Origin of the sequence: Streptacidiphilus sp. PB12-B1b, assembly GCF_014084125.1 — a bacterium.
Taxonomy (GTDB): domain Bacteria; phylum Actinomycetota; class Actinomycetes; order Streptomycetales; family Streptomycetaceae; genus Streptacidiphilus.
In genome coordinates, this window is record NZ_CP048405.1 from 428001 (window position 1) to 453587 (window position 25587).

Genomic DNA, 25587 nt, shown 5'->3' on the forward strand with positions numbered 1-25587 from the left:
AGGCTGGCTACCCATGCGCAGAATCACCGCGGGCCTGGCCGCCACCGCCGCCGCCGTCGCCCTGCTGATCGGCGTGAAGGCCAACTCGGCCAGCGCCCCCAGATCCGCCCTCGCCGGGGCGGGCAACACCCAGCCGGTACCGCAGGGCCCGACAGGCGCAAAGACTCCGGCACCGGGCAAGAGCGCAGCGGCCAACGGCAGCTTCCAGGGCAGCGTCATCGACACCCGATACGGCCCGGTGCAGGTCGAGGCCGTCGTCAAGGGCGGCAGACTCAGCAACGTCGTCGTGCTCCAGCAGACCGACGGCGGACGCAGCAGCCAGATCGACTCCTACGCCCTGCCGTTGCTGACCGCCGAGGCACTGAAGGCACAGAGCGCCGACATCGACGTCGTCTCCGGCGCCACCTACACCTCCACCGGCTACGCCCAGTCCCTCCAGGCCGCACTCGATGCCGCCGCACGGTGAACAACGAGCCCTCTGCCCACCCTCGCCCGCTCGGAGCAGGGCGTCCGCGAGGTCGAGGACGACGACCTCACGGACATCATGGCCGAAGCCCTGGACCGGGTCGCGGCAGCCTCCCGGGTCCGGCACCTGCGACTGGAGAGCAGCCTGTCGGCTGCCCCGCTGCGCGGCAACATCGGCCTGCTGTCCATCGCGGTGGGCAACCTCCTGGACAACGCGGTGAACCACAACCACGAGGGCGGCCTGCTCAGCGTCACCACCCGTCACTGGCCATCGTCACCGCCCAGTGCGGACAAGTCACCGCCCGCTCCCGTCAGACCGGCGGCCTCACTATCACCCTGCGTTTGTCCTGAAAAGCGCCACGACACAGCCCGTAGTCCTGGGCTGGGCTGTCGGATCCGGGGAACATGGCAGACATGACCAACGCGGGTGGGACCACCGTCGCCGACCACGGTGAACCCCACGATGATGCTTTAGGCAGTCGCCTCAACTGGCTGCGAGCGGGAGTCCTGGGAGCGAACGACGGAGTGGTGTCCACGGCCGGCCTGGTCGTCGGTGTAGCAGGTGCGACCAGCTCCGCGCAGGCACTGCTGACCGCCGGACTCGCCGGACTCCTCGCCGGCTCTCTGTCGATGGGAGCCGGGGAATTCGTCTCGGTCAGCACCCAACGCGACTCCGAGCAAGCAGCTCTGGCATTGGAGAGGCGCGAGCTGGACGCGACGCCGGAAGCCGAACTACTCGAACTGACCGGCATATACCAGGACAAGGGCCTTGACCCCGTCCTCGCCCGCCAGGTCGCGATCCAGCTCACCGCCCACGACGCCTTGGGCGCGCACGCCGAGACCGAGCTGGGCATCGACCCCGATCAACTGGCCAACCCGTGGCACGCGGCAGGTGCGAGCTTTCTGTCCTTCACTGTCGGCGCCCTGCTCCCGCTCTTGGGGATGGTGCTGCCTGCGGCCTCGGTCCGCCTCTACATCACCGTTGCCGCCGTACTCGCGGCACTGGTCCTGTGCGGCAAGGTCAGCGCACAGCTGGGACACGCCCCAGTGCGGCCTGCCGTGCTCCGCAATGTCGTCGGCGGTGCCCTGGCGATGGGCGTCACCTATCTCGCCGGAATCCTGCTGGGAGCCACCGGCCACTGATGGCAGCCGCCCTCTGCCGGTGAGTCCGCCCCAAGGCTCTGCATCCGCTGTCTGGTCAGGAGTGCCCACGCGTTGCTTCGGTGGGGCAGCACGCGACACTACGGTGTGGTGCTGAGTGTCAGGATCTGGGCCGGGATGGAGGCGCAGGCTGCAAGGTCGAACAGGGGGCCCGGGTATCCGCTCGGCGTCGGGTACACCTGGATGCAGTCGGCGTTGGACGTGCCGGCGGCGACGAACTGGTACTGGTCGGCGTTCGTGTCGACTTGCTGAAGCGTCCAAGCGGTGGAACTGCTGCATGCTTCCTGTCGAACCCCGAGGCGATACTTCGCGAGGCACAGGCCATTCGCCTGGCTGACGATCTGGTAGGTCGCGGTGGCGCCGGATACCCCTTGGAAGGCGAAGTGCTGGGCCGTCGACCCGTCGCAAGGGTGGCCGTACGTGTCGAGGAAGTAGTGGGCGGGGTCAGTGGTGCTGGTGTTCAGGCAGCTGTTCTGCGCCGCCGAGTAGATGGTGGCGATGGGAGCGGACGGGCCGGCGGCCCTCTGAGCCCCTGTGACCACGCCGACGACCGCGAAGACTGATGCTGCCACCACGAATGCCCTGGGCGTCACGATGTGTCCCCCTACTTCGCCCGCAGTAGGTCCGCGGGTCACCCGTAATTCCATCCCCGTGACCGGCGACGGCGCTCTCCATAGTGCTTTGGCTGCCGCATGCATGACAAGGTTCTCGGTCGGGCTGAACCAGTTCTTAGAGGGCATCTCGTGTGAGTAGTTTGTCCTTGATGCCCTAGTACGTGCCTCGCCAGGTTGATGTGGTCTCGTCCGTTATGCGCTTGGCGAGGTTGTCGATCGAGGCGATGTGGATCATGGCCTCGGAGCTGGCGGGGAGGGTCTCGTAGTCGCGGGCGAGGCGCCGGCGCAGCATGATCCAACCCAGGCTTCGTTCGACTACCCACCGCCTTTTCACCACGTGAAATCCGGGGATGTCGGACTTGCGGTGGACGACTTCGACGTCGATGCCGAGGGTGGCGCCGTGCTCGACCATGGCGTTTTTGAAGCCGGTGTCTACCCAGCTCTTGGAGATGCTTGGGTATGTTTTCTTGGCCTGGTTGAGGAGGCGGATTCCGAGGGCGTTCTCGGACAGGCTCGCGGCGGTGACGGCGACGGCGAGGATGAGTCCGACGGTGTCGGTCAGTATGCCTCTCTTCCGGCCGACGATCTTCTTGGCGGCGTCGGTTCCCTGGCTGCTCAGGGGCACGTTAGTGGAGGTCTTGACGCTCTGGGTGTCGATGACGGACGCGGTCGGCTCGGGGCTGCGTCCCTCTTTCACGCGGGCGAGTCCGGTGAGGTCGTAGTTGAGTTCGGCGAAGATGCCTTCGTCGCGCCAGGCGGCGTAGTAGGCATAGACGGTGCCGTGGTTGGGGAAGTCGTGCGGAACGTACTTCCAGGGGATTCCGGTGCGATTGACGTAGAGGATTGCGTTGAAGACGTCGCGGAGGTCTACTTTCGCTGGCTGGCCGGTGGGCCGGCGATCGAGCCGGGCTTTCCTCCAAGCCGTCAGTTTCGGCTCGATCAGGGCCCATCGGGCGTCGGAGAGGTCGCTGGGGTACGGCTTGCGCTGGCTCACGGCACGGTATTGCCATGCGCATGACGGAACTTGTCGTTCCGCCCTCGACTGGGCGGTTCTATGACTTCTTCAAACCAGACGGACTTCCATGAATAGAAGCGGACGAGACGGGCGCCTGTGCCGGCAGGCAGGGCGGTTGCAGAGTGCTCATTTTCGACAGAACCGAGTAAATGCGACAGGAAGAAAAGCCACTTGCCGGAATAAAGCTCTCTAAACGCCCACTTAGAGGGCGGTAAGTGAGCCTATGTCTGGTTCATCCTCTTGTCGGGAGTGAGTGGGGCGGCGGTGGGCTCGCCGGTCGGCAGGGGCTGTGCGGTGGTGAACTGCCCGGGTGCGATCTCAGTCAGGATTCCGTGCCTGGTCAGGCGCTTGAGCTTGGTGCGGATGTTGTTGATGTTGTTCGGTGTGAGGGGCAGGTCCATCGCCTCGCAGACGTTCCGGGCCCGCAGGGGAGCGTCGGTGTCGGCGAATACGGCCAGGATCTGCTGGTAGGCGGGACCCTCGGGGACGACCACGGTCGGCGTCGTCGCCGGCGGCACTTCGTCGGGCAGGTTGAGGAGTGTTTTGCGGGTGATCGCGATGTGGTCGGCGGCCTGGGCGAGCCCGTCCAATAGCGCGGTGAGCTGCGTGATCTGCTCGTGGGCGGCTTCCGCCTGCGCGGCGATTTGCTTCTCCTGGGCCTCCAGGCGCACCAGCAGGGCGCCGAGGGTCTGGTGTTCGTCGCCGCTCACGCGCCGCGCCAGGCCGGCGTGGAAGTGCCGGTCAGCCGACGGGCCATCACATCGCTTATGGCCCAGTACACGCGGGACTCGGAGGAGGCGGTGCTGTGTTCGTACTCGCGGACCAGCCGGCGGTGCAGCATCAGGATCCCGTTGGTCTGTTCCACTCTCCAGCGGATCGGCTGGGGAACGAAGCCCGTCTGGTCGGGGTTGCGCTCGACGATGTCCACCTCGACGCCCATGGCGGCACCGTGCGCGACGACGGTCTTCTTGAATCCCTGGTCCACCAGTGCCTTGTGGACGGTGGAGGTGCTGGTGGCGACCTTGTCCAGCAGGGCGGTGCCGATGGCGTTGTCGTGGACGCAGGCAGCCGTCACGATCACCGCGATCACCAGTCCGAGGATGTCGACGGCCAGTCCGCGCTTCCTGCCCGGTACTTTCTTCGCCGCGTCACGTCCGGTCGTGGCGGCAGGCACTCCGGCGGCGGCGTGCAGACTCTGGGTGTCGAGCACCACCAGACTCGGATCCTCGGTCCGCCCGGCCCGTTCGCGGACCTGGCAGCGCAGGAGTTCGTGGATCGCCTCGGTGGTGCCGTCGTTGCGCCAGGCGTAGAAATAGTACTTGACCGCGCCGGGCGGCGGCAGGTCACCGGGCAAGTAGGACCACGGGCAGCCGCTCCGCCCCTGATAGAGGATGCCGTTGACGATCTCGCGCATCGGATAACGGCCCTGATGGCCGCTCACCGAGGGGTGCGCCGCCTTCCACGCCGTGATCATCGGTTCGATCAGCGCCCACCGCTCGTCCGTCAAATCGCTCGGGTAACCCCTTCGCTCACTCACCCTGTCAGCCCACCACCACCCGACGCGCTGTACAGCGGCCTTACGGGCAAGCCCACACGATCGAGGGATCAGAAAGCGGACAGAAGGTCACGTACAGCCCTCTCGCAACTCACCTACGCAGCCACACATCGGCATGGGTCTGGTGACCCAGTGCATACGATCTGCGGACCGTTCGATGTACGTCTTTTCAGGTTGCTGGTACTGCGTGCAGGTCGAGGATGCCTGCTTTCGCCTGGGCGAGTAGGTCCTGGAACTGGTCGGCGCTCATCTGGATGTGCTGGCCGAAGTCGTCGGTGATGCGGATGCGCTTGTCGGCGGGTGCTGCCGGGTCGATGAACAGTTCGGGGCAGCCGCAGTTGCAGTTGCCGCAGAACGTCGCCAGTGGGGTGGTGCTCAGGTTGCTCATGGTCCTACCGCCTTGGGTGTCGTGGGCTGTGTCCGGGCTGTCTGACACCTCATCGATTCCCATCACGGCAGCTCCGACAAACCCTCCCAATTCACTTAAAATAGGAGGTCGGTGATGGGAACTGGAAGGCATTCAGTACCGACTAATACAAGGGGGGTCAGCGTCGGCCGGTATGCCAGAGACACGACTTGGCCCGCTGCGAGAGGCGGTCCGGCTCCTTTGCTGAGGCGATGTCCTCATGCGGTCAGCGGGTCCGGCGCGAGTGGCCGAAGGGGCAGACGGCCTGGGCGACGGAAGTCTGCGTACTGTGCCGTCGGACGCGGCTTCCCCGTATCGTCCTCTGCCTGACGCAGGAGGCGGATCAGGTGGCTGCGGGCGCGGGCGACGCGGGAGCGGATGGTGCCGACCGGGCACTGGAGCACGTGGGCCGCCTGTGCGTAGGGCAGGCCGATGACCTGGGTCAGGACGAAGGCTTCGCGGTGCGTCCTGGGTAGGCGGGTCAGCAGGTCGACCAGGGCGATGCCCTCGTCGAAGCCGGGCAGTGAATCGCGCCGTTGCGCCTCGGCCGCTTCACGCCAGTCGCGCAGTTCCGCGATCCGGGGTCGTGCGACGGCGTGGCGGTAGCGGTCGACTACGGTGCGCCGGGCGATGGACAGGAGCCAGGTGCGGGCGGTGGAGCGGGCGTCGAAGCCGGGCAGGCTGCCCAGGGCTCGCAGGAAGGTCTCCTGGGTGAGATCGTCGGCGGTCTGGGCGTCGGTGAGGTGGGCGAGGTAGCGCCACACGTCCTGACGGGTGGCGCGGGCGAAGGCGTCGATGCTCGGAGGGTGGCCGTGACCGGCGGCCAGGGCGAGGGCGGTGAGTTCTTCGTCGTCCACGGACTGCCTCTCGTACTGGTTCACGGCCCGCCTTTACCGCGATTCGGGCAGTGCGGTGGTGCGATGTCCGGTGTCGAGTCGGCCGGACGCCGCACCACCCGGGTGGTCAACTGCCGGCGCTGGTGGGCTTGGAGGTGAGTGCGGTGCCGAAGGCGATGAGGACGAACATCAGGGCGGAGATCACGTGGACTCCGGTGCACCACAGGCAGATGGCGTTGATCTCGAAGAGTTCGGCGTAGACAAGGTAGAGCGCGACGCCGATCCCGGTGACGGCCAGCACCAACCGGCCCGCGCGCAGCAAGCGGTGGCCGCTGCGCCAGGCGGCGGGGGTATTGGCTGCGGTCATCGCGGTGAAGTACGCGACGCCGAGCCAGACCACGGGGATTCCGAGGATGACGGACTGGGGGCTGGTGGTGACCTTGCGGCAGTTGATGACCGCGTTCTCGGGGCAGGCCAGCAGGGCGGGGCTGGTGTAGTGCTCGACGGTGAGGTAGGCGGCGATGGCCAGGCCCGCCAGGGCCAGGACGAGGCCGAGCAGGGGCAGGGGCCGGGGCACGGTCGAGTGCGCGGCCGGTGTCGGGTGCTGCGGGACTGCGGGTCTGCGGGTGGCCCGGTTGCCGCTCATCCCAGCTTCCCCTGGTCGGCGGTGGCGGCGGCCGAGGTGCAGACGGTGGCGGGCTTGTCGCCGGTGAGCTTGCACAGCGCGGTGGTCAGGGCGTTGGCCGTGCCGTCGACGGCCTGCGTGATCGGGCTGGCGGGGTCGTTCAGGACGGCGGCGACCTGCTGCTGGGTCTTGCCCGCGAGCAGTTGCGGGGAGTAGGAGGCGCCGGAGATCAGGAACTGGCCGCCCAGGTCGGCGAAGGGGATGGAACCCGCGCTGGAGGCGGAGACGTAGGGCGCGGCGTCGTAGGTGGTCAGCAGCTGCTGCTGGGCGGCGGTGGGGGTGTCCAGGGTGGTGTAGCCGTTGGCGGTGGGCTGGTTGGTGTTGGTCTCCACCCCGCTGAACGACAGGTAGGCGCTGGTGTAGGCGGCGCCGTGGAAGGAGAACGTCGGGGTGTTGGGGTAGACGTCCCCGGAGGCGGAGTGGGTCAGTCCCAGGTTGGTGAACGTCCCGAATCGGGACAGCGCGATGATCATCGGCCAGCGTTCGGCCGCGCAGTACGGGCAGTACTCCGCGCCGATGTAGACGACCTCGGGCTTGCCGCCACTGGTCAGGGCGGGTGCGCCCTTGATGGCGAGCGGAATCTGGCCGACCTGGCCCGCCCCGACCTTGTCCAGGGTCGCCGTGCTCACGCCGGTGACCTGGGCCACCAGCGAGGCGGGGGCTGTTCCGGACATGGCCTGCACCGTGCTGGAGGACTTTCCGGCGGCAGTGGTGCTGGTGTGGCGAGTGAGGCGCACGCCGATCAGGACCGCGACGGCCACCAGGACGACGGCGGTGGCGGCGCTGGCGATCTGGATCATGGCGCGGCGGTGCTGGGCGGCGGCCCGCTGCGCGGCTATGCGCTCACGCGCCTGCCGCTTACTGTCGATGCTGGGTTTCCCGGACATGGATGGGTGCTCCTTGATCTGCTTCGGACTTGGGACGGGCACGACCGTGCGGTGATCGGGGCGGCTCGGGGGTAGCGGGCGGACGCGGCAGGACTGCCGACTGGTCTGCGCGTGCCGGTGTCGGCCGCCGGTCGGGACCAGCTGAGCGGCGGCGACCTGCCGCAGCGGGCACCCCTTGAGGCGAGCTCATCCATCGGCGCCGCCCCACAAGGCCGGGCGGCTGTCGCGGCCACGGACCTGGTCCCGGGTGCGGGCAGGGGCCGGCTCCCAGGTGCGCAGGCGCAGGCTGTTGGCCACGACCAAGACCGAGCTGGCGGACATGGCGGCTGCGGCGAGCATCGGGTTGAGCCAGCCCAGTGCGGCCAGCGGGATCAGCAGCAGGTTGTAGCCGAACGCCCAGACCAGGTTGGCGCGGATGGTGCCCAGGGTGCGCCGGGCAAGCCGTACTGCGTCGGGAACCGCCTCGACGTCCCCGCGCACCAAGGTGATCCCCGCCGCGCCGATGGCGGCGTCGGTGCCGCTGCCCAGGGCGATACCCAGGTCGGCGGCGGCCAGGGCGACGGCGTCGTTGACCCCGTCGCCGACCACCGCCACAACCCGTCCGGCCCGCTGGAGGTCGGCGACGACCTGGGCCTTGCCCTGCGGTGAGATCCCGGCGTGCACCTCGGTGATCCCCACCTCGGCGGCCACCGCCTGCGCCGGGCCCGCCTGGTCGCCGGTGAGCAGGACCGTGCGCAGGCCCAGGCGATGCAGCCGGTGCACGGCGCGGTAGCTGCCGGGCCGGACACGGTCGCCGACGGCCAGGACCGCTGCCGGCTGTCCGTCGACTTCGGCCAGCACTGCGGTATGGCCCGCCTGTTGGGCCCGATTCAGGGCCGCGCGCAGCTCGTCCGGCAGGTCCTCGTGGCTGTCCGGGCGGATGACGCGGACACGGTGGCCCTCAACCCGGGCAGTGATGCCGACTCCAGCGGTGGCGTGGAAGTCCTGTGCGTGGGGCAGCTGGTGGTCGGTGTCGGCCTCTCGTCGGGCCGCTGCGGTGATCGCGCGGCCGACGGGATGTTCGGAGCGCTGCTCGGCGGCCCCGGCCAGTCGCAGCGCGGTGCGGCTGTCGTGTCCGGGAGCGGTCGTGGTGGTGATCAGCTCCATGCGGCCGGTGGTCAGGGTTCCGGTCTTGTCCAGGACGACGGTGTCGACCCGGCGCAGGCGTTCGAGGGCTTCGGGCCCGCGGACCAGGATGCCGAGTTGGGCTCCGCGTCCGGTCGCGGCCAGCAGTGCGGTGGGGGTGGCCAGGCCCAGTGCGCAGGGGCAGGCGACGACCAGGACGGCGACGGCGGCGGTGACCGCGTCCTGGGGGTGCACTCCGGTGCCCAGCCAGAATCCGAGCACGCAGACCGCGATCGCCAGCACGGCCGGGACGAAGACCCCGGCCACCGCGTCGGCCAGCCGCTGGACCCGCGCCTTGCCCGCCTGGGCGTCGGTCACCAGGGCTGTGAGGCGAGCGAGTTGGGTGTCGGCGCCGACCGCGGTGGCGCGCACGATCAGAGCGCCGCCGACGTTGAGGGTCGCCCCGGCCACGTGGTCGCCGGGCCCGGCCTCGACCGGGACGCTCTCACCGGTCAGCAGGCTCAGGTCCAGCGCGGAGCTGCCCTCGACCACGACCCCGTCGGTGGCGACCTTCTCTCCCGGTCGAACCACGAACTCCTGTCCGGGCAGCAGCCGGGCCACTGGGATGCGGACCTCGCGCCCGTCCTCGCGCACGCACACGTCCTTGGCGCCCAGCTCGGCCAGGGCCCGCAGCGCCGAGCCGGTCCGGGTGCGTGCCCTCCCTTCCAGGTAGCGTCCGCACAGGACGAACAGCGGCACGGCGACCGCCGCCTCCAGGTACAGGTGCGCGCCTCCGGACGCGTCGGCGGTCAGCGAGAAGCCCATCCGCATCCCGGGGACACCGGCTCCGCCGAGGAACAGGGCGTACGCCGACCAGCCGAAGGAGGCGGCGACGCCCAGGCTGACCAGGGTGTCCATGGTCGCGGCACCGTGCCGCAGACCAGCCCACGCGCGGCGGTGGAACGGCAGCGCGCCCCAGGAGACGACCGGCACCGCCAGGGCGAAGCACAGCCACTGCCAGTCGCGGAACTGCAGGCCCGACAGCATCGACAGCACGATCACCGGCACTGCCAGCACCGCCACCCCCAGCAGGCGGCGCAGTTGGTCGGTGTCGTCGTCGGCTGCGTTCGCTCTGGGGGGTGGTGTGCCGGCCGTGGCGGTGGCGGCGGTGTACCCGGCACGTTCGACCGCCGCCACCAGGTCGGTCACCGGCAGAGCGGCCGGATGGAGCACGCGGGCCCGGCCGGTCGCCAGGTTCACCCCGGCGGTCACCCCCTCCAGGCGGCCCAGCCGCTTCTCCACCCGCGCCACGCAGGCGGCGCAGGTCATCCCGCCCACGATCAGGTCCGTGGTCACAAGCTCGGCGTCCGCGCCGCCGTGGGCCGGAGTACCGAGGGGAGAGACGGTCATTGCACAATCCCTGTGGCACCTGCGGGGAGCGGGGCTCCGAGGCCGTTCATGTCCATGCCGGGCATGCCCGGCATGGAGCCGCCGCCCTGGTGTCCCGGGCCGACGGACACCGGTCCGACCAGGTGGCCGACCGCGAACGAGAGGGCGAACAGTGCGCAGAGCAGCACGGTGAAGCCCATCAGTGCCCGCCAAGGCGCGGTGCGCCCGGCAGGGGTCGACGGGGAAGTGGCCGTGCGCTCGGGGCGCGCGGGTCGAAGAGCGAGAGGCATTCGGAACAACTCCAGGTCAGGAAGGCAGGGGTGCAACGGCGCTGGCGTGGAGCGGGTCGCCGACAGCGCGACAGCACAGGGGTCCGCGTGAGAGGGACCGGGTGAGGCGGGCAGGGGGTCGGCGGGTCGGGCGGTGGTAACGCCGCCCGACCCGCCAACTGCGGCCTACAGCATGAGGATCAGCAGGTAGGCCATGGTGACGCTCATGACGATGTCGCAGCAGTTGGCGCTACGCGGAGCCAGCAGGCCACGCACAGTGCGGTGGACGGGCGAACCGCAGTTCTCTCCGACAGCGGTCTGCGGCCCAGCCGTCTCCGGGACGTCGGCGACGCGCTCCGCGCGCCCGTCACCGGTCACCCCGGACCGGTGTCCAGGCTCGGTGTTCCGCTGGGCCTGGGTCGGCAGCGGGGTGGTGCGGTCAAGGACCGAGACCGCGTAGCCGAACAGCACAAGCGCCAGGACCAGCGCCAGGGTCGGATAACGCGCTCCGCCGGCTATGGAACCGCCCATGCCGCCACCCATACCCCCGCTGGACGCCGAGCCGCCCGTGGCGGAGGACTGGGCCAGGTACATGTAGAGCATCGCGCCGGACAGGACCAGGTGCGCCAGGTGGTGCCCGATTGCTCGGCGGTCCACCTGGGCAGCACGCCTTGCAAGGATCACCCGGATGGCGAACCACAGGCTCGTCAGCGCGAACACCGTCTCCCAGACGGTGTCGCCCAGGGGGTTCAGGCGCGGCACCAGCATGCCCGCCATCGCCACCCCCATCACCAGGTGGACGGCGTCGACGTCGTGCTCGACACGGCGGTGCCACAGCCGCGAGACGACCAAGCGGCCGGCGCAGTACGCGGCGGTCGCCAGCATGATCGCGGCCAGGCTGTCGCTGAGCCAGGAAGGGCTGTTCACGAGGTCGTCCTCTCGGTGTCCGCGTCGGCTGTCGTGCCCTCGGGACCGGGCAGGGATTCCCGCACCGCCGCCTCCGACGGGGTTGCGGTGCGGGTGAGGCCGGTACCGGTGGGCCAGTAGGCGAGGGCCAACAGGGCCAGCAGCGGACCGGAGTTGGGGTCCGTGCCCTGGCCGCCGAACACGCCGCCCAGCGCCTCGCCGACCAACCAGACGACGGCGGAGACCACCAACGCCACCACCATCAGCACCCGGGCGACCGCCCTGGGCAGGAGCACCGCCGCTGCGATCAGCGCCAGCACCACGCCGAGCGCGACCGAGAAGGCCAAGCCCCGGTGGGCTACCAGGGCGGCGGAGTGGTTCATGATCGCGCTCAGCCAGTCGGGCTGGCCCTGTGCCATCCCGGCGATCATGTCGTGCAGGTCCTGCGGGCCGGTGTCGGCCGCAAGGGTGAAGTACGCCAGGCTGCCCCACAGCACCAGCCACAGCATCCGCGCGGCGTTGACGCCCACGGCGCGGGCGGCCTCGAAGGGGCCGCCGCGGTCGGTCGGCCACAGCAGGACCGCCAGCAGCGCATAGAGGACCACCCCACCGGGTGCTCCGGACAGGGGACTGGCGGAGCCGGTGAGCACGCCGCCCAGGCCCTCGCCGAACCACCACACCAGCAGCGCCCACACCACTGACGCGGCCAGTGCCGCGCGGACCGTGGGCCGCCAGGCGATGGCCAGCCCCAGCAGCGTCTGGATCAGGGCGAACGCGGCGTTGGTGCCCACCGGGTGGTGGGCGATGATCCCGGCCGCCCAGGTGATCGAGTGCGCCACCACAGCAGGGTTGCCCGCAGCGGTGGGCACGATGATCTGGGTGGCGAACGCCTTGGTGAACATGAACGGCTGGAACTGCAATACCCCGTCCAGCAGCCAGATCGCCGCCAGAGCCAGCTGCAGCAACCGGCGCACGTCGGCCGGCTGGTGCTCGCTCACGCGCTCGGCCGGTGTACGGCGCAGCCACACGGCGGCGGCTCGGCCCGCGGTGGCCTCACTCATCTCCACTCCCGGGGCTGGTCGAGGAGACCGCCCGGATGGGACGGCGGATATCAGGGTGGTGGGAGGGTTCGCGCCCGGTGGGCGCGCGGAAGTCATGCACGGCAGGAGTCCTTACGCGGTCATGGGGCCGGGCCGCCGCAACGGGGTCCGGCTCAAAGGGGTCGCGGACACGCCCGGCCGTCCGGGGAGCACCCGGTCCCAGCTGGGTCGGCGGGCGTGCCACCGGCACCCTCGGCCAGGCGCGGGGCCCGACCGCAGGGCGTGTCTGGATCGCGGGGCCCACCAGCCGTCCGACTCGCCCGCAAGGACACGGGCACGGACCGGCTCGATGGGCACACACCATCGCCACCCGTCACATCCCCACGCGCATCCGCGCCCGTGACGGCCGCAGTCGCGACCGGACCGGGTCCGGACACGCTCAGGAGACCGTCCTCATGGCACTTTCAGATCAGCGCAGGTGATGACGTGACAGGGTGTTCAACCAACGACAGGACACAGCGGAGGACCCCGCCGGATGACCACGTGCAGCAGTGAGCACCGGCCGGCCTGCGGCAGCAGCCAGGTGCCGTCCAACCGCCGCCAAGGGGCGGGCGGCGCCCACGGGCCACGCACGAAACCCAGCACCAGCAGCGTCAGCCGCAGCAGGTAGCCGACCGCCACCGCGCCCATCGTGCGCAGCAGCGAGAACGCCGCCGCCTCGCCGCGCCGCATCCACCAGGCACTGAGCAGCCCGGCGATCACGTGCGCGGCCACCATGGACCACAGATCGTGGCCCATACCGCCCATGCCCGCACCGGTGGCTGTTCCCACCGGCATGGACGCGCTCATCCCGGCCATCCCGGCCATCGAGTGCGAGCCCATCGACATCGCCATGGACATCGAAGCCGAGCCCGCAGGCGCGCGCGCGGTCAGCGCCGGGTCCAGACCGACCGAGCGCAGGAACGCTTCCGCGTTCATCCCAGATGGCAGCGCCACACCGTGCTGACCCGGCACGCACAGCAGCGCGGCAACCCACAGTGCAGCCGCACTCGCAGCCGACGGGGCAGTCTGAACGGTGCCCTGGGCCGCGGAGAAGAAGAAGTGCAGGGCCAGCTCACTGGCCAGGACAGCGCCCGCGATGCCGAGATAGGAGCACTCGCGCCCGGTCAGGCCCATCGCCACCGCGAACACACCAGCGAAGCCGACCACCAGCGCCCAAGCCGGGATACCCGCGCCCGACATCATCGCGTGACCGACGGCGGACAGCACCAGGCACACCACGGCGAAAGCCACGGCACGCAGCAGGCGCAGATCCGATCCAAGCGGCACAGCTCACCATGCTCCCACCCACCGAGCAGGCACCGTAACCGGGGTAGCCACTCTAAAGCCCCGACTCCCTCGGACCCGCGAAACGTCGTCCTTCGCCGTAAGGAGCATGAGGCAGTAAGCGAGGTGAAGTGGGGTGGGTCGGCCATCTGGCCCGGCAGGCGCCGGGTGGGAAGACGATCAGCGGACTCGCACGGACTCCCGAACCGGTACCGGGCCGGGCTTCAGCGGTGAGGCTGACCAGCCGCCCCACCCCGCAAAACATGCTCGTGCATACTTGAAGTTATTGCAACCTCTTCGCAATAGTGTTGTCGGAAGATCGATCAGACACCGCACGCGACGAGAGGCTGCCAATCCATGGCCCTGTACAACCTCCCCGACCTGCCCTACGACTACTCCGCGCTCGCTCCGGCGATCACCCCGGAGATCCTGGAACTGCACCACTCCAAGCACCACGCCGCCTACGTCAAGGGCGCCAACGACACCCTGGAGAAGATCGCCGAAGCCCAGGACCAGGAGGAGTTCGGCGGCCTGGTCGGACTGGAGAAGACCTACGCCTTCAACCTGTCCGGCCACGTCCTGCACTCCCAGTTCTGGCAGAACCTCTCCCCGAGGGCGGCGACCGCCCCGACGGCGCCCTGGCCACCGCCATCGACGAGCACCTCGGCGGCTTCGAGACCTTCAAGAAGCAGCTCACCGCCGCCACCGTGGGTGTCCAGGGCTCCGGCTGGGGCATCCTCGGCTGGGAACCCCTCGCGAAGCGCCTCGTGGTCACCCAGGTCTACGACCACCACGGCAACGTCGGCCAGGGCGTCACCCCGCTCCTAGTCTTCGACGCCTGGGAGCACGCCTACTACCTCCAGTACCGCAACGTCCGCCCCGACTACGTCACCAAGCTCTGGGACCTCGTCAACTGGAACGACGTCACCGCCCGCTACACCAAGGCCCTCAACGGCAGCTGAGCATGCGCCAGCAGGACCGGTCCGGGGACGACTCACCGTCCCCGGGCCACACCGAGGCCGAGCCGCTCCGGCCCGTCCTACGGCGTCCGCAGCCACTGCCTGGGCGGCTTCTACGCGACGAGGAGGCCGACTTGGTCATCTGCCACCTGTGCGGACGCGGATTCCGCTCCCTCGGCTCCCACCTGCGCGCCCACGGCATGACCGCCGACCAGTACCGCCAGCAGTACGGACTCCTGCACAGCCGAGCCCTCAGCGCCCGGGAACTGACCCAGGCCCGCTCCACCGCCCAACGCCAGGCGTACACCGCCTCCGAGCGCATGCGCACCGACTTCGCCCAAGGCCAGAACATGGCCCGCACCGGAGCGCTCTCCCGCCGCTCCCGGGCGGCCTTCACCGATCACGGCGTCTCCCTGGAACTGGAACGCGAACGCCTCGAACGACTCGCCGCCGGCCGCCGCACCCAGCAGGCCACCGCCGAACAGCACCTGACCGCGACCATCGAAGCACTGGGATTTCGCTCCGTGGAGGCGGCCCTGCGGACGCTCTACGTGGAGCACGAGCTGAGCATCGAGAACACCGCCGTCCAACTCGTCCCGCATGTCGTAGTTGCCCTGGTGGCCGCTGACAGAGGGGTGCCGGGCCTTCCACGAGGTGATCACCGGCTCGATCAGAGCCCAGCGTTCGTCGGATAAGTCGCTCTTGTAGGACTGGCGGTCGCTCACGGATGACACTCCAGCACCCCCAAGCCTCCCGAACAGCGGAGATACGGCGATCCCACACGTTCCAGCGACGACAGATGCGACATCAGGTCACATACCGCCCTCTTAAGCCCTGGTGCGGCAGAATGCTCCGCAATCCCGAGCATCAGCCGTCGTGGGATTCCTCCCCAGCACTCAAGGAAGGACACTCCCCATGAACACTCTTGCCGCGCGTCTGCGTCTGGACTGCGCACCGGCCCACCGTCAGCCCAGCACTATGCGCTTCGTGCTGGCGAGCCTGTTGGCGATCGTCGGCTCGCTGGCCGTCGACGCGCTGCTGGTCGTGGTGAGCGAGGCCGTGTTCCCCGCGACCAAAGGGTACGTACACTTCCAGTTCGCCGACTACAGCAAGCTGACCGTGATCGGCGTGGTTATCGCCTGCATCGCCTGGCCTGCCACCACCAGGATCAGCTCGGATCCGCGCTGGCTGTTCCTGCGCATGGCTGTCCTGGTCACCCTGGTCCTGCTGCTGCCGGACGTCTACATCTGGGAACAGGGTCAGTCCGGGCAGGCGGTAGCCGTCCTGATGGTGATGCACATCGCGATCGGCGTGGTGACCTACGAAGCGCTGGTGCGCCTCGCCCCGGCCCGCGTGATCCTGCCGCAGCACACACCGCAGCGGGCCGCGGTAACCAGCGACCGCTGACATCTTCCGCCTGATTGAGTGCTCCCGCCCGTACGAACTCTCTTGAAAATTACCTGAGCCAATGCGCGTCGGTGCAGGTCAAGTGGCCTCTTCGCGTTGGGTGACGGTGACGTCCAGGCCGAGGGTTGCGAGTTGGGCGAGCAGGCGTCGGGTCTGGCGTTCCCTGCCGAGCCGGTTGGTGAAGTGGTCGGGGCCGAGATCTCGGTAGGGGACGAGGTCGTGCAGGATGTGCCAGGCGGCGACCAGGATGGAGTGCCCGACGGCGACCGTCGCGCGTTTCGCGCCCCGGTGCGGGACCAGCCGCCGGAACTGCGCACCCAGGTAGGTGTGCTTGCTGCGGGCCACGCTGGCGCCGGCCATGAACAGGGCGGTCTTGAGCCAGGTGTCGCCGTGGCGGGTGCGCCCGGGTCCTACCAGTCGAGCAGGTCCGCCCAGTACATCACCATGGTGGAAGGCTCTGAGGGCCGGCCCGCGCTGGCGGTGCAGGTGACGCTAAGCTGTCCGAACGCCATGCGGGCCGTGGTTACGACCAGTGTCGAGCTGGAGTCCACCTCCAGGGAGACAGATGCGGCAGACCCGCATCTCGATACGTTCGTCGACCTGTCAGCGTTCGGCGAACCCCCGACCAGCGGCGTGTCTCAGATGTCGACCGCGGTCATCGCTCCGGTGAAGTTCGACGAAGCGGCCCGCCGTACTTGGGTCACCCGTGCACTCGTGTCGATGGCGCACAACTTCGGCTTCATCGACGGATCTCCAGGAGGGTTAGCGGGTACGGCTGACAGAGTTTGGCCGGGCGGGTGGTGGCCGTCTGGACGACGAAGTCCTCGTCGGCCTGCGCCAGCTGAGCGATCACCGGCACCCGGACCCCGCCGGATTCGGCACTCGGCGGCCCATATGCCGGAGCCCCGGTCAGATTCCAGCTGACCGGGGCTCCACTCGATCGCTCACTCAGGCAGAGCGTTCCTCGGCCGATTCCTTCGCCTTCCGGGGCGGGGACATCCTCGGGCGGGCAGGCGCGGCCTCGGCGTCCTTGACCACCGTGAGGGGCTTCCGGGACCGAGGCACGAGCTGCACGACCTTCTCGGCGGCGTCGCGCGCGAGGTCGTCCAGGACAGCCTGGTAGATGTCCCGGGTCACCCGAGTGTCCGAGTGTCCGAGCGTCTCGGAGACGACCTTGATGTCGACCCCCGCCGCGAGCATGAGCGTGGCCGCCACGTGGCGAAGGTCGTGGAGGCGAATGGGTGGAAGCCCTGCGGCCTCCACCAGGCGCTCGAAGAGATCGGACACCTTCCCCGGGTGGAGGATCGAGCCGTCCTCCTGGGTGAAGATGCGGCCGGTGTCGACCCACCCGTCACCCCATTCGAGCCGCTCCTGCTGCTGACGGGCCTTGTGGGCGAGCAGTAGCTGATCGGTCTCGTCGTCGAGGGCGACCAGGCGTATGCCGGAGTCGGTCTTGGGAGCGCCCTCATGGATCTCCCAGCCGTCCTGCACGAGCTGGGTGGCGATGGCGAGGGACTTCGCGGAGGCCGAATGGTCGACCCAGCGAACCCCGCACGACTCGCCGCGCCTGGTGCCACGGAAGGCGATCAGCCGCCAGAACGGGTACAGCCTGTCCTCGGCGACATAGTCGAGGAACCGACCGGTCTGCTCCGGGGTCCAGACCATGACCGGCGAGGGCTTGACGCGGGTCTCGCGCCAGTGGGCGATCCGTTCCTCGGTCCAGATGAGGGCCTTCGGTTTGGTGCCCGGCAGCAGCTCGACGTGCGCTGCGGGGTTGAAGGCGGGCATCACCTGCTGGGCTATGGCGATGTTCAGGGCGGCTCGCAGGGTGTCGCGAATGTGCGGCTGCGTGTTGAGACCTGTGATGCGCCGGAAGGGCGGCATCGCGTCGAGTTGAGCCTGGAGCCACTTGCGGCGGGCCCTGTTCTCCGCGCCCTTGTTCGGTGTGGCCTTGAGTTCATCGCGCACAGCGCGCCGCTGGGCTTTCTGCTCCTGGATCTCGATGTTGCGCTCGTTGATCGAGTCGAACATCGTGTTGATGTGGTGCACCCGCAGCTTGTCCAGCCGCAGGTGGCCGAGGTGCGGCTTGAGGTGAACGCGTATGTCGCACTCGTAGCGGGTCACTCCTCCCCGACGGAGGCGCTTACGTCCGGCGAGCCAGGTGTCTAGCCACTCGCCGATGGTCGTCTTGGAGTTGAGCGTCTGCCCGGACTGGAACCGGCGACGGGTCTCGTCGTAGTCCGGGAGCGCTTCCTTCTCTTTGAGGCAGCTTTCTATGAGGTCGCTGATCTGGGTCTTGCCCCAGGGGTCGTCCTCCTCGGGGATGGCCATGAGAGCGCGGACCTTGTCCAGCTCCTCCTGAGCCTTGGTGGAGGAGTCGAAGCCGCCGCGACGGAACCGGCGTCGGCGACCGTCCTGGGCCGGGTCCAACTCCTGGAAAACCGTCCAGACCCCGTGCCGCCGCGACGTGAGCTTGGGGCACGAGGCACCGAGATCCTTGCCAGTCTCCGGGTCCGTGCACCGGCACCGCCGGGTTGTGGTGCCGTTCTTCATTCGCCATCTTCCGGGTGGTTAGGTATTTCAGGTTGGTCGACGAAGGCCAGCTCGTCGGGCAGGGCCGGGGGCGTAAGGCCGCGCTCGCCCATCCGGCTCCGGAACGTCCGCAGTTCCTTGGCGTCCTCGAATGCGTGCTCCTCGTAGCCCTCGGCGCGCTGGAGGAGGGTGGCTCTACGAGCCCGGTCCAAGGTGGTGCTCGCCGCTCGCCGCCGTTCTTTGGCCAGGGTGTAGGAGGACGTCGCGGCAGCCACTAGGTCACCGTGGTGGCGGAAGGCGTCGAGGGTGTCCCGCGCGGTGCCTTCGGGGGCGGCCTCATCCAGGGGAGTCTCACCGGTGAACCACGCGACGGCGTCCCAGGTGGACACCTCCTTGCCCGGGAGAACCTCGACTGTGGCTGAGGTGCCGAGCGGGAAGAGGAGGGTCACTGGCGGGACGCCCAGGACGTCCGCCAGGACGAAGAAGTCGGCGATGGTGATGCTTGTCTTGCGGCCGGATTCCAGGTTCTTCATCGAGTGCTCGGTGAACTCCGGCAAGCCGCGGTCGGCGCACCCCTGGGCGACCTCGGCCATGGTGAGGCCGGCGGCCTTGCGCGAGTCCCGCAGTCGCTGGGCGATCCGACCGGTGAACGCTGTCGGCCATTGATCAGATGTCATGGTGACACTTTAGGTGGCCCAAAGGTGCTGCCGCAACTCCGTGATACACATGTGGCGTCACCATGACATCAGGATCTCCCAGGAGGGCATCATGAAGGCATCCGAGTCGTCCGATGAGGGGCGAGGGCTTACAGGCGACGAGCTGCTCGCCCTCCCCGCCGTGATCGACCTCGACACCTCGAACCGGGCACTGATGATCGGCCGGTCCACCGGCTACGGACTCGCCAAGCTGGGGCAGTATCCGGTCAAGGTTCTTCGGCTCGGAAACGCCTATCGAGTGGTGACGGCAGACCTGCTGAAGCTGCTGGGAGTGGAGCGTCACCAGGGTGTTGGGAACCAGGGAGGTGGCAGAAACGAGAACCACAGCCTGGCCGCGTAGCCCTGGCGAACAACGGATGCGGGCCCCGGCGGATGCCGGGGCCCGCATCTATGCGGGTTCACGCAGAGCACCGCAGATCGGCGAGGGCTTACGCCTCGCTGGTTCGAATCTGTGCTCCGTATTGGTTGCGCTCGTACGTACGTCGCGTGTTCTTCTCGATCTTCCGGGCTACCTCGGAAGCGAGGTCCACGCCGTTCATCTCGGCCAGCGCCGTCAGGTAGAGGAAGACGTCGGCCAGTTCCTCCCCAAGGTCGGGCAAGCCCTTGCGCCAGGCGGTGAAGGCTTCGCCTACCTCGGCGCTGAGAAGGCCGAACTCCAAGGCCACGTCTGTGGTGTTGAACCCTTTGAGGTTCTTGTTTTCCCAGGCGAGCTTCTGGGCGGATCCGATCTCCAAGACTCCTCCGGCGCCGGTGCAGCTGGTGCTCCCGAAGCCTAGCGGGAGCAGTTTGCCGGCGCGTCTACTTCTCCGCGCAGTCACCCGGTCGAGGGGAGTTCGAGGGTTGTGGTGTCGACAGTGAGCACACGGGCGTAGTCCGCGAGGGTGGAGAAGACGCGCTCGTAGCCGGTAACCAGAGCAGACACTTCGTCCAGGCTGACGGCCTCACCGTCGCGCGAGAGAAGCCGCTGGCGGATGACGGCTGGAGGTGCGGTCAGGTGAACGAGCACTCCGGAACGCTCGATCACGCTCTCGGCGAGATCGATGGCCTGGCTCCAGTTGATTCGGGACCGGCCTCGGTGAAGTGGGCCGTAGACGAGTTCGCTGATGAAGCACCGGTCGAAGAGGATGGGTCCGGTCCCGGCGAGGATGCCTCGATAGCGGCTGGCCAGGTCGAGGTGGTCCGGTGTCTTGGGTGAGTGCACCACGGCGAAGCCGTGGTGGGTGGATAAGCGCTCGGCGAGCGTGCTCTTGCCGACCCCGTCGCAGCCTTCGAGGACCAGTGTCTGGTGCTCGCCGGCAATCTCGTCGAGGTTCATGCGGCAAGCCAGGACAGGACGGCGTCGCCGTTGTCGAGGTGGGTCTCGGCCGCGTACTGGATCATGAGGTTTCGCCAGTTGGGCTCGCGGCCATGCGCGTGTGTGAACGTCGGGCGCGGCTGGAAGGCCGCAATCCGTACGCCGCTTGCCACGGCCGCGCCGATGAGCACGGCGGTTCCCGGAGGTGCTTCCGGGCCGGAGACGTCGGCCAGAAACCGGGCAGCAGTGCACACCGCGGTCAGGTCAGCCAGAGCCCCGGCGATCGGGTCCGTTGCGGTGAACCGCGCCGGCACCACCACGGTGTGCCCGGCATCCACACAGGCTTTCGCCAGGTGGTCCCGGCCCCATGCCGTATACGGCGACGCCTCGACGTAGACCGGTGCACCGATAACCGCAGGCGCCCCCACGAGCTGGGGAGCACGATCGGGCAGGTCGAGGAGGGCGTCGACGGCAGCGTCGAGGGCTGTGCCGGTCTGGGCCGTGTTGCGCGACTGGAACCCTGTGAACCGGGAGTGGGCCGGGACGGATGGGAGGGCAGGTGCGCCGAGACGGGTGACGCGCACGATGCTGGTGGCCACGGCCTGAAGGATGGGGTCGGGAAATTCGAACCGGGGGCCGGCCTCGGTCAGAGAGTAGGTCTGGAAGTCGGTGGTGACCACGATGACCGGGATGCCGGAGGCGGCGGCATAGCCGATTTCCATGCAGACCCCGTCGTCGAGGCTCGGGCCGTGCAGGAGGGCGACCATAGCGTCGAGACGTCCGAGGCGTTCGCGATCCAGCTCGAACAGGCGGCGCCCTTTCACCTCGGCGACCAGGTCCTCCTCGTCGGTGTCGCAGAACGGCAGGAAGACGCGGTCGGGGCCGACCTTCGCGGCGACTCGCTGGGCGAGGTCAGCGGCGAGAGCGCGGTCGTGGGCGGCAAAGAGCCGGTGGGCTATGTAGACGGACACCGGAAAGGCCCCCAAGTCGGTGGTCAGGCGCGGCGAGGCGCGGGGATCGGAAGCGGAGGGGCGGCGACGTGCCGGGATGCGGCTGCTGTCGCTTCTGCCAACGCCAGGGCAGTCGTCGCGCCCTGCGCACGGAGGGCCAGGAAGGTACCGGCCAGGGTGTCTCCAGCACCCGCGACCTCGCGTGGAGGATGCGGCGGGGGAACGGCGGAGGCAGACTGTTGCCCGAGGTGCCGCACCACGGCGGCGCGCGGCCCGTCGGTGACGATCACTTCCCGAAGGGTGCTGGTGTCGACTACCTGCTCCAGGAGCCGGTACTCGGCTGCGTTGACGAACAACGTCTTCGCCATCGGCAGCCAGGCGGCGGCTGCGCGGATCATTGCCTCCGCGCTCGGCAGGAAGAAGTCCACGCTGAAGGCGCAGCGGCGCTGGACGAGTTGACGCAGGATCGCCTCCACGTCCAGCGGTCGGCGGCAGCAGACGTGGTAGGTATCGCGCGGATGCCGGCCGATATGCCTGAGCGCGTGCGCAGTCAGGCCGTCGGCCACTCCGTAGTTGGAGCGGACGGCCACCAGGTCGCCCTCCAGGTCGTACTGCAGGTCGAAGGTGGTGGAGGCTCCGTCACCCTGGACGCTGGCGGACCAGTCGACCCCTTCGAACTCCGGGGCCAGCGGAAGGTGAGCGAGGTCGTCACCGAGAACGCAGACCGGTGCAGCCCGGCCGCCAGCACTCACGACGGCCACCGCAAGCAGCACAGCTGCCCCGCCGAGCCGAGACCCACCCCGGTGGTCTGGGTAGTGGGTCACGTCGAGGCTGATATTGCCGATCACATCGAGCCGTTCCACGGTCCCCCCCCAGAAGCTCATGCACGACGCGTGCAGTGCGGGCAGTCGACGACTCTGGTGCACACTGGCCGCCGACTACAGACCTGCGGAGCTGGGCGGTTGAGGTACAGGCGTTTGAAGTAGATCAGCACAAGGTGCACCCACCAGGTCGGTTCCACCCCGTCGGGGACGGTGACCCGGTACCCGTGCTCGGCGATCAGTGCGCGGAATTCGGCGGAGCGAGCGCGCACAGCTGCCTCAAGGACATAGCGCATGCGCTCGTGGGCGATGGAGCCGGACGGAAGGACAAGGCCCAGCGCAGGTGCCAACCTCGTGACCATGCCGGAGTCCACCGGGATGATCCCGCAGTGGTACCCGCGTGCGGTGAGCAGTGCGCACTGGGCCACCTTGTACGACGCGCCCCGGACCCGCTCCGCAAAGTCGCCCACGAGATCGTCGCAGTCGACCAGGTCGGCGGTCGGGTCGACGCCTTCCTTGTCCCAGTTACGGAGAAGCTCGGCAAGGGACCGAAGGTAGTCGACCCGGGACTGTGGCAGGCCGATGGGCCTCGCCAGAGCAGCCACTTCAGCGTCTTCGGCGGTGACGAGGCTGTCGAATCCCAGTGCGTCTGCCGAGGCGATGACCCGCGCGTAGGTCTCCACCATCCGGTAGGAGACGCGGGTGGACCAGCCTGCGGCGAGCATACGCATCCGAGGGTCGCTGATCGAGGTCGGCCACCACCGGTTCTCGTCGTGGTTGGCCTCGACCGCCGCCTGGACGTCAGGCAGGCTCGCGGCAGCAGCGACCAGCCGGTGGACGCGCCGGATCTCAAGAGCTGTCGTCTTCGCACGCTCAGTCGTCATGAAGCGACTCCAGCACAGGCTCGGGCGGCCAGAAGCGCGATGGCGAGATTGGACGAGAACACCGGCTTTCTGAGTCGGCGCTCCAACTCGCTCACCACTGGCAGCGTGTGCCACCCGGTGCACGACAGCACTATCGTGTCGGCCGACTCAACCGCCTCCTTCGGCAACTGCTGCACCAGGCCGAGAACCTGGTCCGGTGTGACCTGGGCATAGCCGTCGTCCAGCCCCAGGCTCACGTACGCCAACACCTCGACGCCGGCCTCGGAGAGCGCCACCGCTTCCGCCGCGGTCACCGGAGCCGGATAGGGCGTGACCAGCACGATGCGCCGCGCGGCTGCCTCGGCGAGAGCCTGCAGCAGGGCGTCGAAGGCAGTGACCAGGCCGCTCGGTAGCGGCGGGCCGTCGGTGAAGCCCGCCGACGTGCATGCCAGGACCACTGTGTCGAGCGAAATGTGCGACAAGGAATCCATGGCCTGCGCTGACGCCTCGCGCAGCCCGTGCCAGAACGAGGCGTCGACCGCAGTCGTCCTTGACGCGGGTACGAGCCGAGCGTGGTGGAACACCGTGTGGCGCAGACCGAGGCGGGACAGCTCAGTCTCCACCGCCACGTTGGCCCAAGGCAGTAGGAGCCCCGTACGTAGGGTGCGGTCCGCCGCCGCGTCCAGGGCGGCCAGCGTGGCGAGTGTGCCGTCAGGAAGCTGCTGCAACACGCTCTCCGTAGATCATGCGGGGTGCGTGGCCGGTGACGACGAGGTCGCCGGTTGTGCCGAGCGGAACCGCTGCCTCGCGCTCGACGATCTGGATGGAGTACGAGCCCAGCCTCCTCCACCAGGTGCCGCCCTGGCCGATGAAGTAGGAGTGGAGGCCAGGCACGCGCAGCCCGGTCGGATAGACCCGCTCCTTCATCGGCTGATCCCAGGTGAAGTCGATGTCGGCCTTCCATGACGGGAAGTGCTCAGCCGAGGGCAGTGGTTCCAGTTCGCCGAGCGCTGCCAGCGGGGTGCCGGGGAAGGCCCTCGCCAGGCGGACATTGGTGCGGTGGCATAGCAGGCCGGCATCGAGAATTCCAGCCAGGCCCCGGAGGTTCGCCACGTGGGTGCCATGGGTCTCACCGGGCAGGCCGTAGATCAGGTTCAGGCCCGGAAGGAGCATCGGCAGACCACCAGGACCGCGGGCGGCACCCGCCTCGTTCACGTGCTCGATGGCACGCACCAGGATCTCAGGCGTGCAGGTGAGGGTGTTCCGCTCGATGACCACCGGATCGAAGCTCTCGATCCCCATCGGCGCGCAGTTGCCCTCGGTGCAGTAGTCCGCCACCAGCTTCGCGATCCGAAGGCCCACGGGCGCGGCGACAGCGAGGGGGTCCGCGTTGTCGATGTGGAGCACCTCCAGCTCAGGGCAGTGCTCCCGGATTCCGCCGAGCAGGGCGCGGATCGCGTCCTCGTCCCGGTTGCGGTAGGAGAAGAAGCAGGTCTGCTGGCCGAGACGGAAGTTCCGCACTCCTGCCGCGTAGAGCTGAGCGGCCTCGGCGACGACGTCGTCGACCTCGCGGAAGGCGACCATGGGGGACTTCGCCGGTTCGTTGCAGAAGTCGCAGAACTTCCTCCGGGTGCAGCCGCGGTACAACTCCAGCTCGGCGATGGGGCGCCAGGGCATCTGCTCGACCAGGCCGGTGAACGACTCGCGGTCGCGCTGCATCTGCCCGTAATCGGCCGGGCGTTGACTGCCGAGCAGTAGGTCGCCGGACGTCACGGTGTGGGTGTGGACGGCGTCGAACAGTCCGGCGTACTCCGCAGGAGCGGCGAGAGCGTAGGTGGACAGGGGTCCGAGCAGGTACCGGCGCCCTCGCGTACAGGCGAGCGCGCGGGCGATCTCCTCCAGAGACCCGTTCACGGCGTGCAGGTGGACAGACGGAACCGCGTCTCCGGCTACGACAACCACGATCTCCGCATCTCGCAGGAGTCGAATGGCAGCGTCGCGATTGGCGGTAGTCGAATAAGTCAACGGATCGCTCTGGGGCGGTTCGACTGCGGGCTTGCCGCCGGCCAGACACCAGCGAACGTCGTCGATGGTCAAGTACCGCACATCCGCCTCCGGCCGCGCGCGCCTGAGCGCCGACCAGGCGTTCCGGACGTAGGTCGACAGGTACGGCGGCACGCCGAGGCCACTCGGCTCGACGGTGAAGCAGTCCAAGATCACTACAGGCTGCATGGTGTTCTCCCTCCGGTACTGAGGGCGTCGGCGATGTTCCAGTGGTGTCTTCGCCGGAAGTGCTGTCAGCCCGCAGCTCTCTCAGTCTCAGTGCAGGCAGAGCTCCGGAGGAGAGGGCGGCAGGGTTGTTCGGTTGTACGGGGGTTGCACACTCA

General features: G+C 68.8%; 27 protein-coding genes and 3 pseudogenes. 6 read left to right on the plus strand and 24 right to left on the minus strand.

The features are described 5' to 3' along the window. The first annotated feature begins 13 nt into the window (after positions 1-13). Together GXW83_RS01950 and GXW83_RS01955 are read left to right on the plus strand one after the other, a co-directional pair. Positions 14-466 (plus strand): FMN-binding protein, encoded by a 453-nt coding sequence (locus GXW83_RS01950; protein WP_182441138.1) that lies wholly within the window; start codon positions 14-16, stop codon positions 464-466. 413 nt (positions 467-879) lie between these two features. After that, positions 880-1608 carry a VIT family protein gene (locus tag GXW83_RS01955; protein WP_182441139.1) on the plus strand — a complete coding sequence of 243 codons (729 nt, stop codon included), beginning with the start codon at positions 880-882 and terminating at the stop codon, positions 1606-1608. Between the two features lie 98 nt (positions 1609-1706). Here GXW83_RS01955 and GXW83_RS01960 read toward each other — a convergent pair whose 3' ends face one another. The 13 genes from GXW83_RS01960 to GXW83_RS02020 form a co-directional block, all read right to left on the minus strand. After that, on the minus strand, positions 1707-2219 hold the full coding sequence (locus GXW83_RS01960) for an RICIN domain-containing protein (protein WP_182441140.1): 513 nt from the start codon (positions 2217-2219) through the stop codon (positions 1707-1709). Positions 2220-2394: 175 nt separating this feature from the next. Beyond that, positions 2395-3234, minus strand: coding sequence for an IS5 family transposase (locus tag GXW83_RS01965; protein WP_182441141.1), 840 nt, complete (start codon positions 3232-3234; stop codon positions 2395-2397). A gap of 242 nt (positions 3235-3476) precedes the next feature. Further along, the gene (locus GXW83_RS01970) at positions 3477-3965 is read right to left on the minus strand and encodes a hypothetical protein (protein ID WP_225446692.1); all 489 of its coding nucleotides are present in this window, start codon (positions 3963-3965) and stop codon (positions 3477-3479) included. Next, positions 3962-4792 carry an IS5 family transposase gene (locus tag GXW83_RS01975; protein WP_182441142.1) on the minus strand — a complete coding sequence of 277 codons (831 nt, stop codon included), beginning with the start codon at positions 4790-4792 and terminating at the stop codon, positions 3962-3964. Before GXW83_RS01975 ends, GXW83_RS01970 begins: the two co-directional genes overlap by 4 nt. Positions 4793-4979: 187 nt before the next feature. Further along, complete coding sequence (locus GXW83_RS01980) at positions 4980-5198, minus strand: hypothetical protein (protein ID WP_182441143.1); 219 nt, start codon at positions 5196-5198, stop codon at positions 4980-4982. 236 nt (positions 5199-5434) lie between these two features. Continuing rightward, a complete protein-coding gene (locus tag GXW83_RS01985; protein WP_182441144.1) occupies positions 5435-6097 on the minus strand; it encodes a sigma-70 family RNA polymerase sigma factor in 663 nt (220 codons plus the stop codon). An 82-nt stretch (positions 6098-6179) separates the two neighbouring features. Next, positions 6180-6698, minus strand: coding sequence for a vitamin K epoxide reductase family protein (locus GXW83_RS01990; RefSeq protein WP_182441145.1), 519 nt, complete (start codon positions 6696-6698; stop codon positions 6180-6182). After that, positions 6695-7624, minus strand: a complete 930-nt coding sequence (locus GXW83_RS01995; protein WP_182441146.1) for a DUF929 family protein — start codon at positions 7622-7624, stop codon at positions 6695-6697. The genes GXW83_RS01990 and GXW83_RS01995 overlap by 4 nt, the downstream gene beginning before the upstream one ends. A gap of 186 nt (positions 7625-7810) precedes the next feature. Beyond that, a complete protein-coding gene (locus GXW83_RS02000; RefSeq protein WP_182441147.1) occupies positions 7811-10138 on the minus strand; it encodes a cation-translocating P-type ATPase in 2328 nt (775 codons plus the stop codon). Next, the gene (locus GXW83_RS02005) at positions 10135-10317 is read right to left on the minus strand and encodes a hypothetical protein (protein ID WP_182441148.1); all 183 of its coding nucleotides are present in this window, start codon (positions 10315-10317) and stop codon (positions 10135-10137) included. The genes GXW83_RS02000 and GXW83_RS02005 overlap by 4 nt, the downstream gene beginning before the upstream one ends. A 255-nt stretch (positions 10318-10572) precedes the next feature. Continuing rightward, a complete protein-coding gene (locus GXW83_RS02010) occupies positions 10573-11313 on the minus strand; it encodes a DUF5134 domain-containing protein (protein ID WP_182441149.1) in 741 nt (246 codons plus the stop codon). Further along, complete coding sequence (locus tag GXW83_RS02015; RefSeq protein ID WP_182441150.1) at positions 11310-12353, minus strand: hypothetical protein; 1044 nt, start codon at positions 12351-12353, stop codon at positions 11310-11312. Before GXW83_RS02015 ends, GXW83_RS02010 begins: the two co-directional genes overlap by 4 nt. 477 nt (positions 12354-12830) lie before the next feature. Next, positions 12831-13661 carry a hypothetical protein gene (locus GXW83_RS02020; RefSeq protein ID WP_182441151.1) on the minus strand — a complete coding sequence of 277 codons (831 nt, stop codon included), beginning with the start codon at positions 13659-13661 and terminating at the stop codon, positions 12831-12833. Positions 13662-14015: 354 nt separating this feature from the next. On the opposite strand from GXW83_RS02020, the pseudogene GXW83_RS02025 reads away from it, so the two are divergent. Then, a pseudogene (locus GXW83_RS02025) lies at positions 14016-14620 on the plus strand (superoxide dismutase). Positions 14621-14622: 2 nt separating this feature from the next. Continuing rightward, a pseudogene (locus GXW83_RS35220) lies at positions 14623-14901 on the plus strand (MucR family transcriptional regulator); the annotation flags it as partial. A gap of 309 nt (positions 14902-15210) precedes the next feature. On the opposite strand, the pseudogene GXW83_RS35225 reads toward GXW83_RS35220, so the two are convergent. Next, positions 15211-15342, minus strand: a pseudogene (locus tag GXW83_RS35225) (IS5/IS1182 family transposase); the annotation flags it as partial. A 190-nt stretch (positions 15343-15532) separates the two neighbouring features. On the opposite strand from GXW83_RS35225, the gene GXW83_RS02035 reads away from it, so the two are divergent. After that, a complete protein-coding gene (locus GXW83_RS02035; RefSeq protein ID WP_182441153.1) occupies positions 15533-16024 on the plus strand; it encodes a DUF6069 family protein in 492 nt (163 codons plus the stop codon). Positions 16025-16102: 78 nt separating this feature from the next. Here GXW83_RS02035 and GXW83_RS02040 read toward each other — a convergent pair whose 3' ends face one another. The 3 genes from GXW83_RS02040 to GXW83_RS02050 form a co-directional block, all read right to left on the minus strand. Next, complete coding sequence (locus tag GXW83_RS02040; protein WP_182441154.1) at positions 16103-16384, minus strand: hypothetical protein; 282 nt, start codon at positions 16382-16384, stop codon at positions 16103-16105. Between the two features lie 588 nt (positions 16385-16972). Then, positions 16973-18577, minus strand: a complete 1605-nt coding sequence (locus tag GXW83_RS02045; RefSeq protein WP_182441155.1) for a tyrosine-type recombinase/integrase — start codon at positions 18575-18577, stop codon at positions 16973-16975. Further along, positions 18574-19233: a helix-turn-helix domain-containing protein gene (locus tag GXW83_RS02050; protein WP_182441156.1), complete on the minus strand. Its 660-nt coding sequence runs from the start codon at positions 19231-19233 to the stop codon at positions 18574-18576. The genes GXW83_RS02045 and GXW83_RS02050 overlap by 4 nt, the downstream gene beginning before the upstream one ends. 91 nt (positions 19234-19324) lie before the next feature. Here GXW83_RS02050 and GXW83_RS02055 point away from each other — a divergent pair, with 91 nt between their 5' ends. Further along, on the plus strand, positions 19325-19612 hold the full coding sequence (locus tag GXW83_RS02055; RefSeq protein WP_182441157.1) for a hypothetical protein: 288 nt from the start codon (positions 19325-19327) through the stop codon (positions 19610-19612). A gap of 88 nt (positions 19613-19700) precedes the next feature. On the opposite strand, the gene GXW83_RS02060 is transcribed toward GXW83_RS02055, so the two are convergent. From GXW83_RS02060 to GXW83_RS02090, 7 genes are all read right to left on the minus strand, one after another. Next, positions 19701-20006 (minus strand): MazG-like family protein, encoded by a 306-nt coding sequence (locus GXW83_RS02060; protein ID WP_182441158.1) that lies wholly within the window; start codon positions 20004-20006, stop codon positions 19701-19703. Positions 20007-20086: 80 nt separating this feature from the next. After that, on the minus strand, positions 20087-20587 hold the full coding sequence (locus tag GXW83_RS02065) for a hypothetical protein (RefSeq protein ID WP_182441159.1): 501 nt from the start codon (positions 20585-20587) through the stop codon (positions 20087-20089). Further along, positions 20584-21537, minus strand: a complete 954-nt coding sequence (locus GXW83_RS02070) for a nucleoside 2-deoxyribosyltransferase (protein WP_182441160.1) — start codon at positions 21535-21537, stop codon at positions 20584-20586. The genes GXW83_RS02065 and GXW83_RS02070 overlap by 4 nt, the downstream gene beginning before the upstream one ends. Positions 21538-21560: 23 nt before the next feature. Beyond that, positions 21561-22379: a PfkB family carbohydrate kinase gene (locus GXW83_RS02075; protein ID WP_182441161.1), complete on the minus strand. Its 819-nt coding sequence runs from the start codon at positions 22377-22379 to the stop codon at positions 21561-21563. A gap of 17 nt (positions 22380-22396) precedes the next feature. Then, positions 22397-23221, minus strand: coding sequence for a hypothetical protein (locus tag GXW83_RS02080; RefSeq protein WP_182441162.1), 825 nt, complete (start codon positions 23219-23221; stop codon positions 22397-22399). Continuing rightward, a complete protein-coding gene (locus GXW83_RS02085; RefSeq protein WP_225446694.1) occupies positions 23218-23931 on the minus strand; it encodes a hypothetical protein in 714 nt (237 codons plus the stop codon). The genes GXW83_RS02080 and GXW83_RS02085 overlap by 4 nt, the downstream gene beginning before the upstream one ends. Then, the gene (locus GXW83_RS02090; RefSeq protein WP_182441163.1) at positions 23912-25432 is read right to left on the minus strand and encodes a radical SAM protein; all 1521 of its coding nucleotides are present in this window, start codon (positions 25430-25432) and stop codon (positions 23912-23914) included. Before GXW83_RS02090 ends, GXW83_RS02085 begins: the two co-directional genes overlap by 20 nt. Positions 25433-25587 lie beyond the last annotated feature (155 nt).

Bases quoted from the DNA above. Each gene is read 5' to 3' on its own strand.
- GXW83_RS01950 (WP_182441138.1), top strand. From the start codon at position 14: ATGCGCAGAATCACCGCGGGCCTGGCCGCCACCGCCGCCGCCGTCGCC.
- GXW83_RS01955 (WP_182441139.1), top strand. From the start codon at position 880: ATGACCAACGCGGGTGGGACCACCGTCGCCGACCACGGTGAACCCCAC.
- GXW83_RS01980 (WP_182441143.1), bottom strand. From the start codon at position 5,198: ATGAGCAACCTGAGCACCACCCCACTGGCGACGTTCTGCGGCAACTGC.
- GXW83_RS01990 (WP_182441145.1), bottom strand. From the start codon at position 6,698: ATGAGCGGCAACCGGGCCACCCGCAGACCCGCAGTCCCGCAGCACCCG.
- GXW83_RS01995 (WP_182441146.1), bottom strand. From the start codon at position 7,624: ATGTCCGGGAAACCCAGCATCGACAGTAAGCGGCAGGCGCGTGAGCGC.
- GXW83_RS02000 (WP_182441147.1), bottom strand. From the start codon at position 10,138: ATGACCGTCTCTCCCCTCGGTACTCCGGCCCACGGCGGCGCGGACGCC.
- GXW83_RS02005 (WP_182441148.1), bottom strand. From the start codon at position 10,317: ATGGGCTTCACCGTGCTGCTCTGCGCACTGTTCGCCCTCTCGTTCGCG.
- GXW83_RS02015 (WP_182441150.1), bottom strand. From the start codon at position 12,353: ATGAGTGAGGCCACCGCGGGCCGAGCCGCCGCCGTGTGGCTGCGCCGT.
- GXW83_RS02035 (WP_182441153.1), top strand. From the start codon at position 15,533: ATGAACACTCTTGCCGCGCGTCTGCGTCTGGACTGCGCACCGGCCCAC.
- GXW83_RS02040 (WP_182441154.1), bottom strand. From the start codon at position 16,384: ATGGCCGGCGCCAGCGTGGCCCGCAGCAAGCACACCTACCTGGGTGCG.
- GXW83_RS02045 (WP_182441155.1), bottom strand. From the start codon at position 18,577: ATGAAGAACGGCACCACAACCCGGCGGTGCCGGTGCACGGACCCGGAG.
- GXW83_RS02050 (WP_182441156.1), bottom strand. From the start codon at position 19,233: ATGACATCTGATCAATGGCCGACAGCGTTCACCGGTCGGATCGCCCAG.
- GXW83_RS02055 (WP_182441157.1), top strand. From the start codon at position 19,325: ATGAAGGCATCCGAGTCGTCCGATGAGGGGCGAGGGCTTACAGGCGAC.
- GXW83_RS02065 (WP_182441159.1), bottom strand. From the start codon at position 20,587: ATGAACCTCGACGAGATTGCCGGCGAGCACCAGACACTGGTCCTCGAA.
- GXW83_RS02080 (WP_182441162.1), bottom strand. From the start codon at position 23,221: ATGACGACTGAGCGTGCGAAGACGACAGCTCTTGAGATCCGGCGCGTC.
- GXW83_RS02090 (WP_182441163.1), bottom strand. From the start codon at position 25,432: ATGCAGCCTGTAGTGATCTTGGACTGCTTCACCGTCGAGCCGAGTGGC.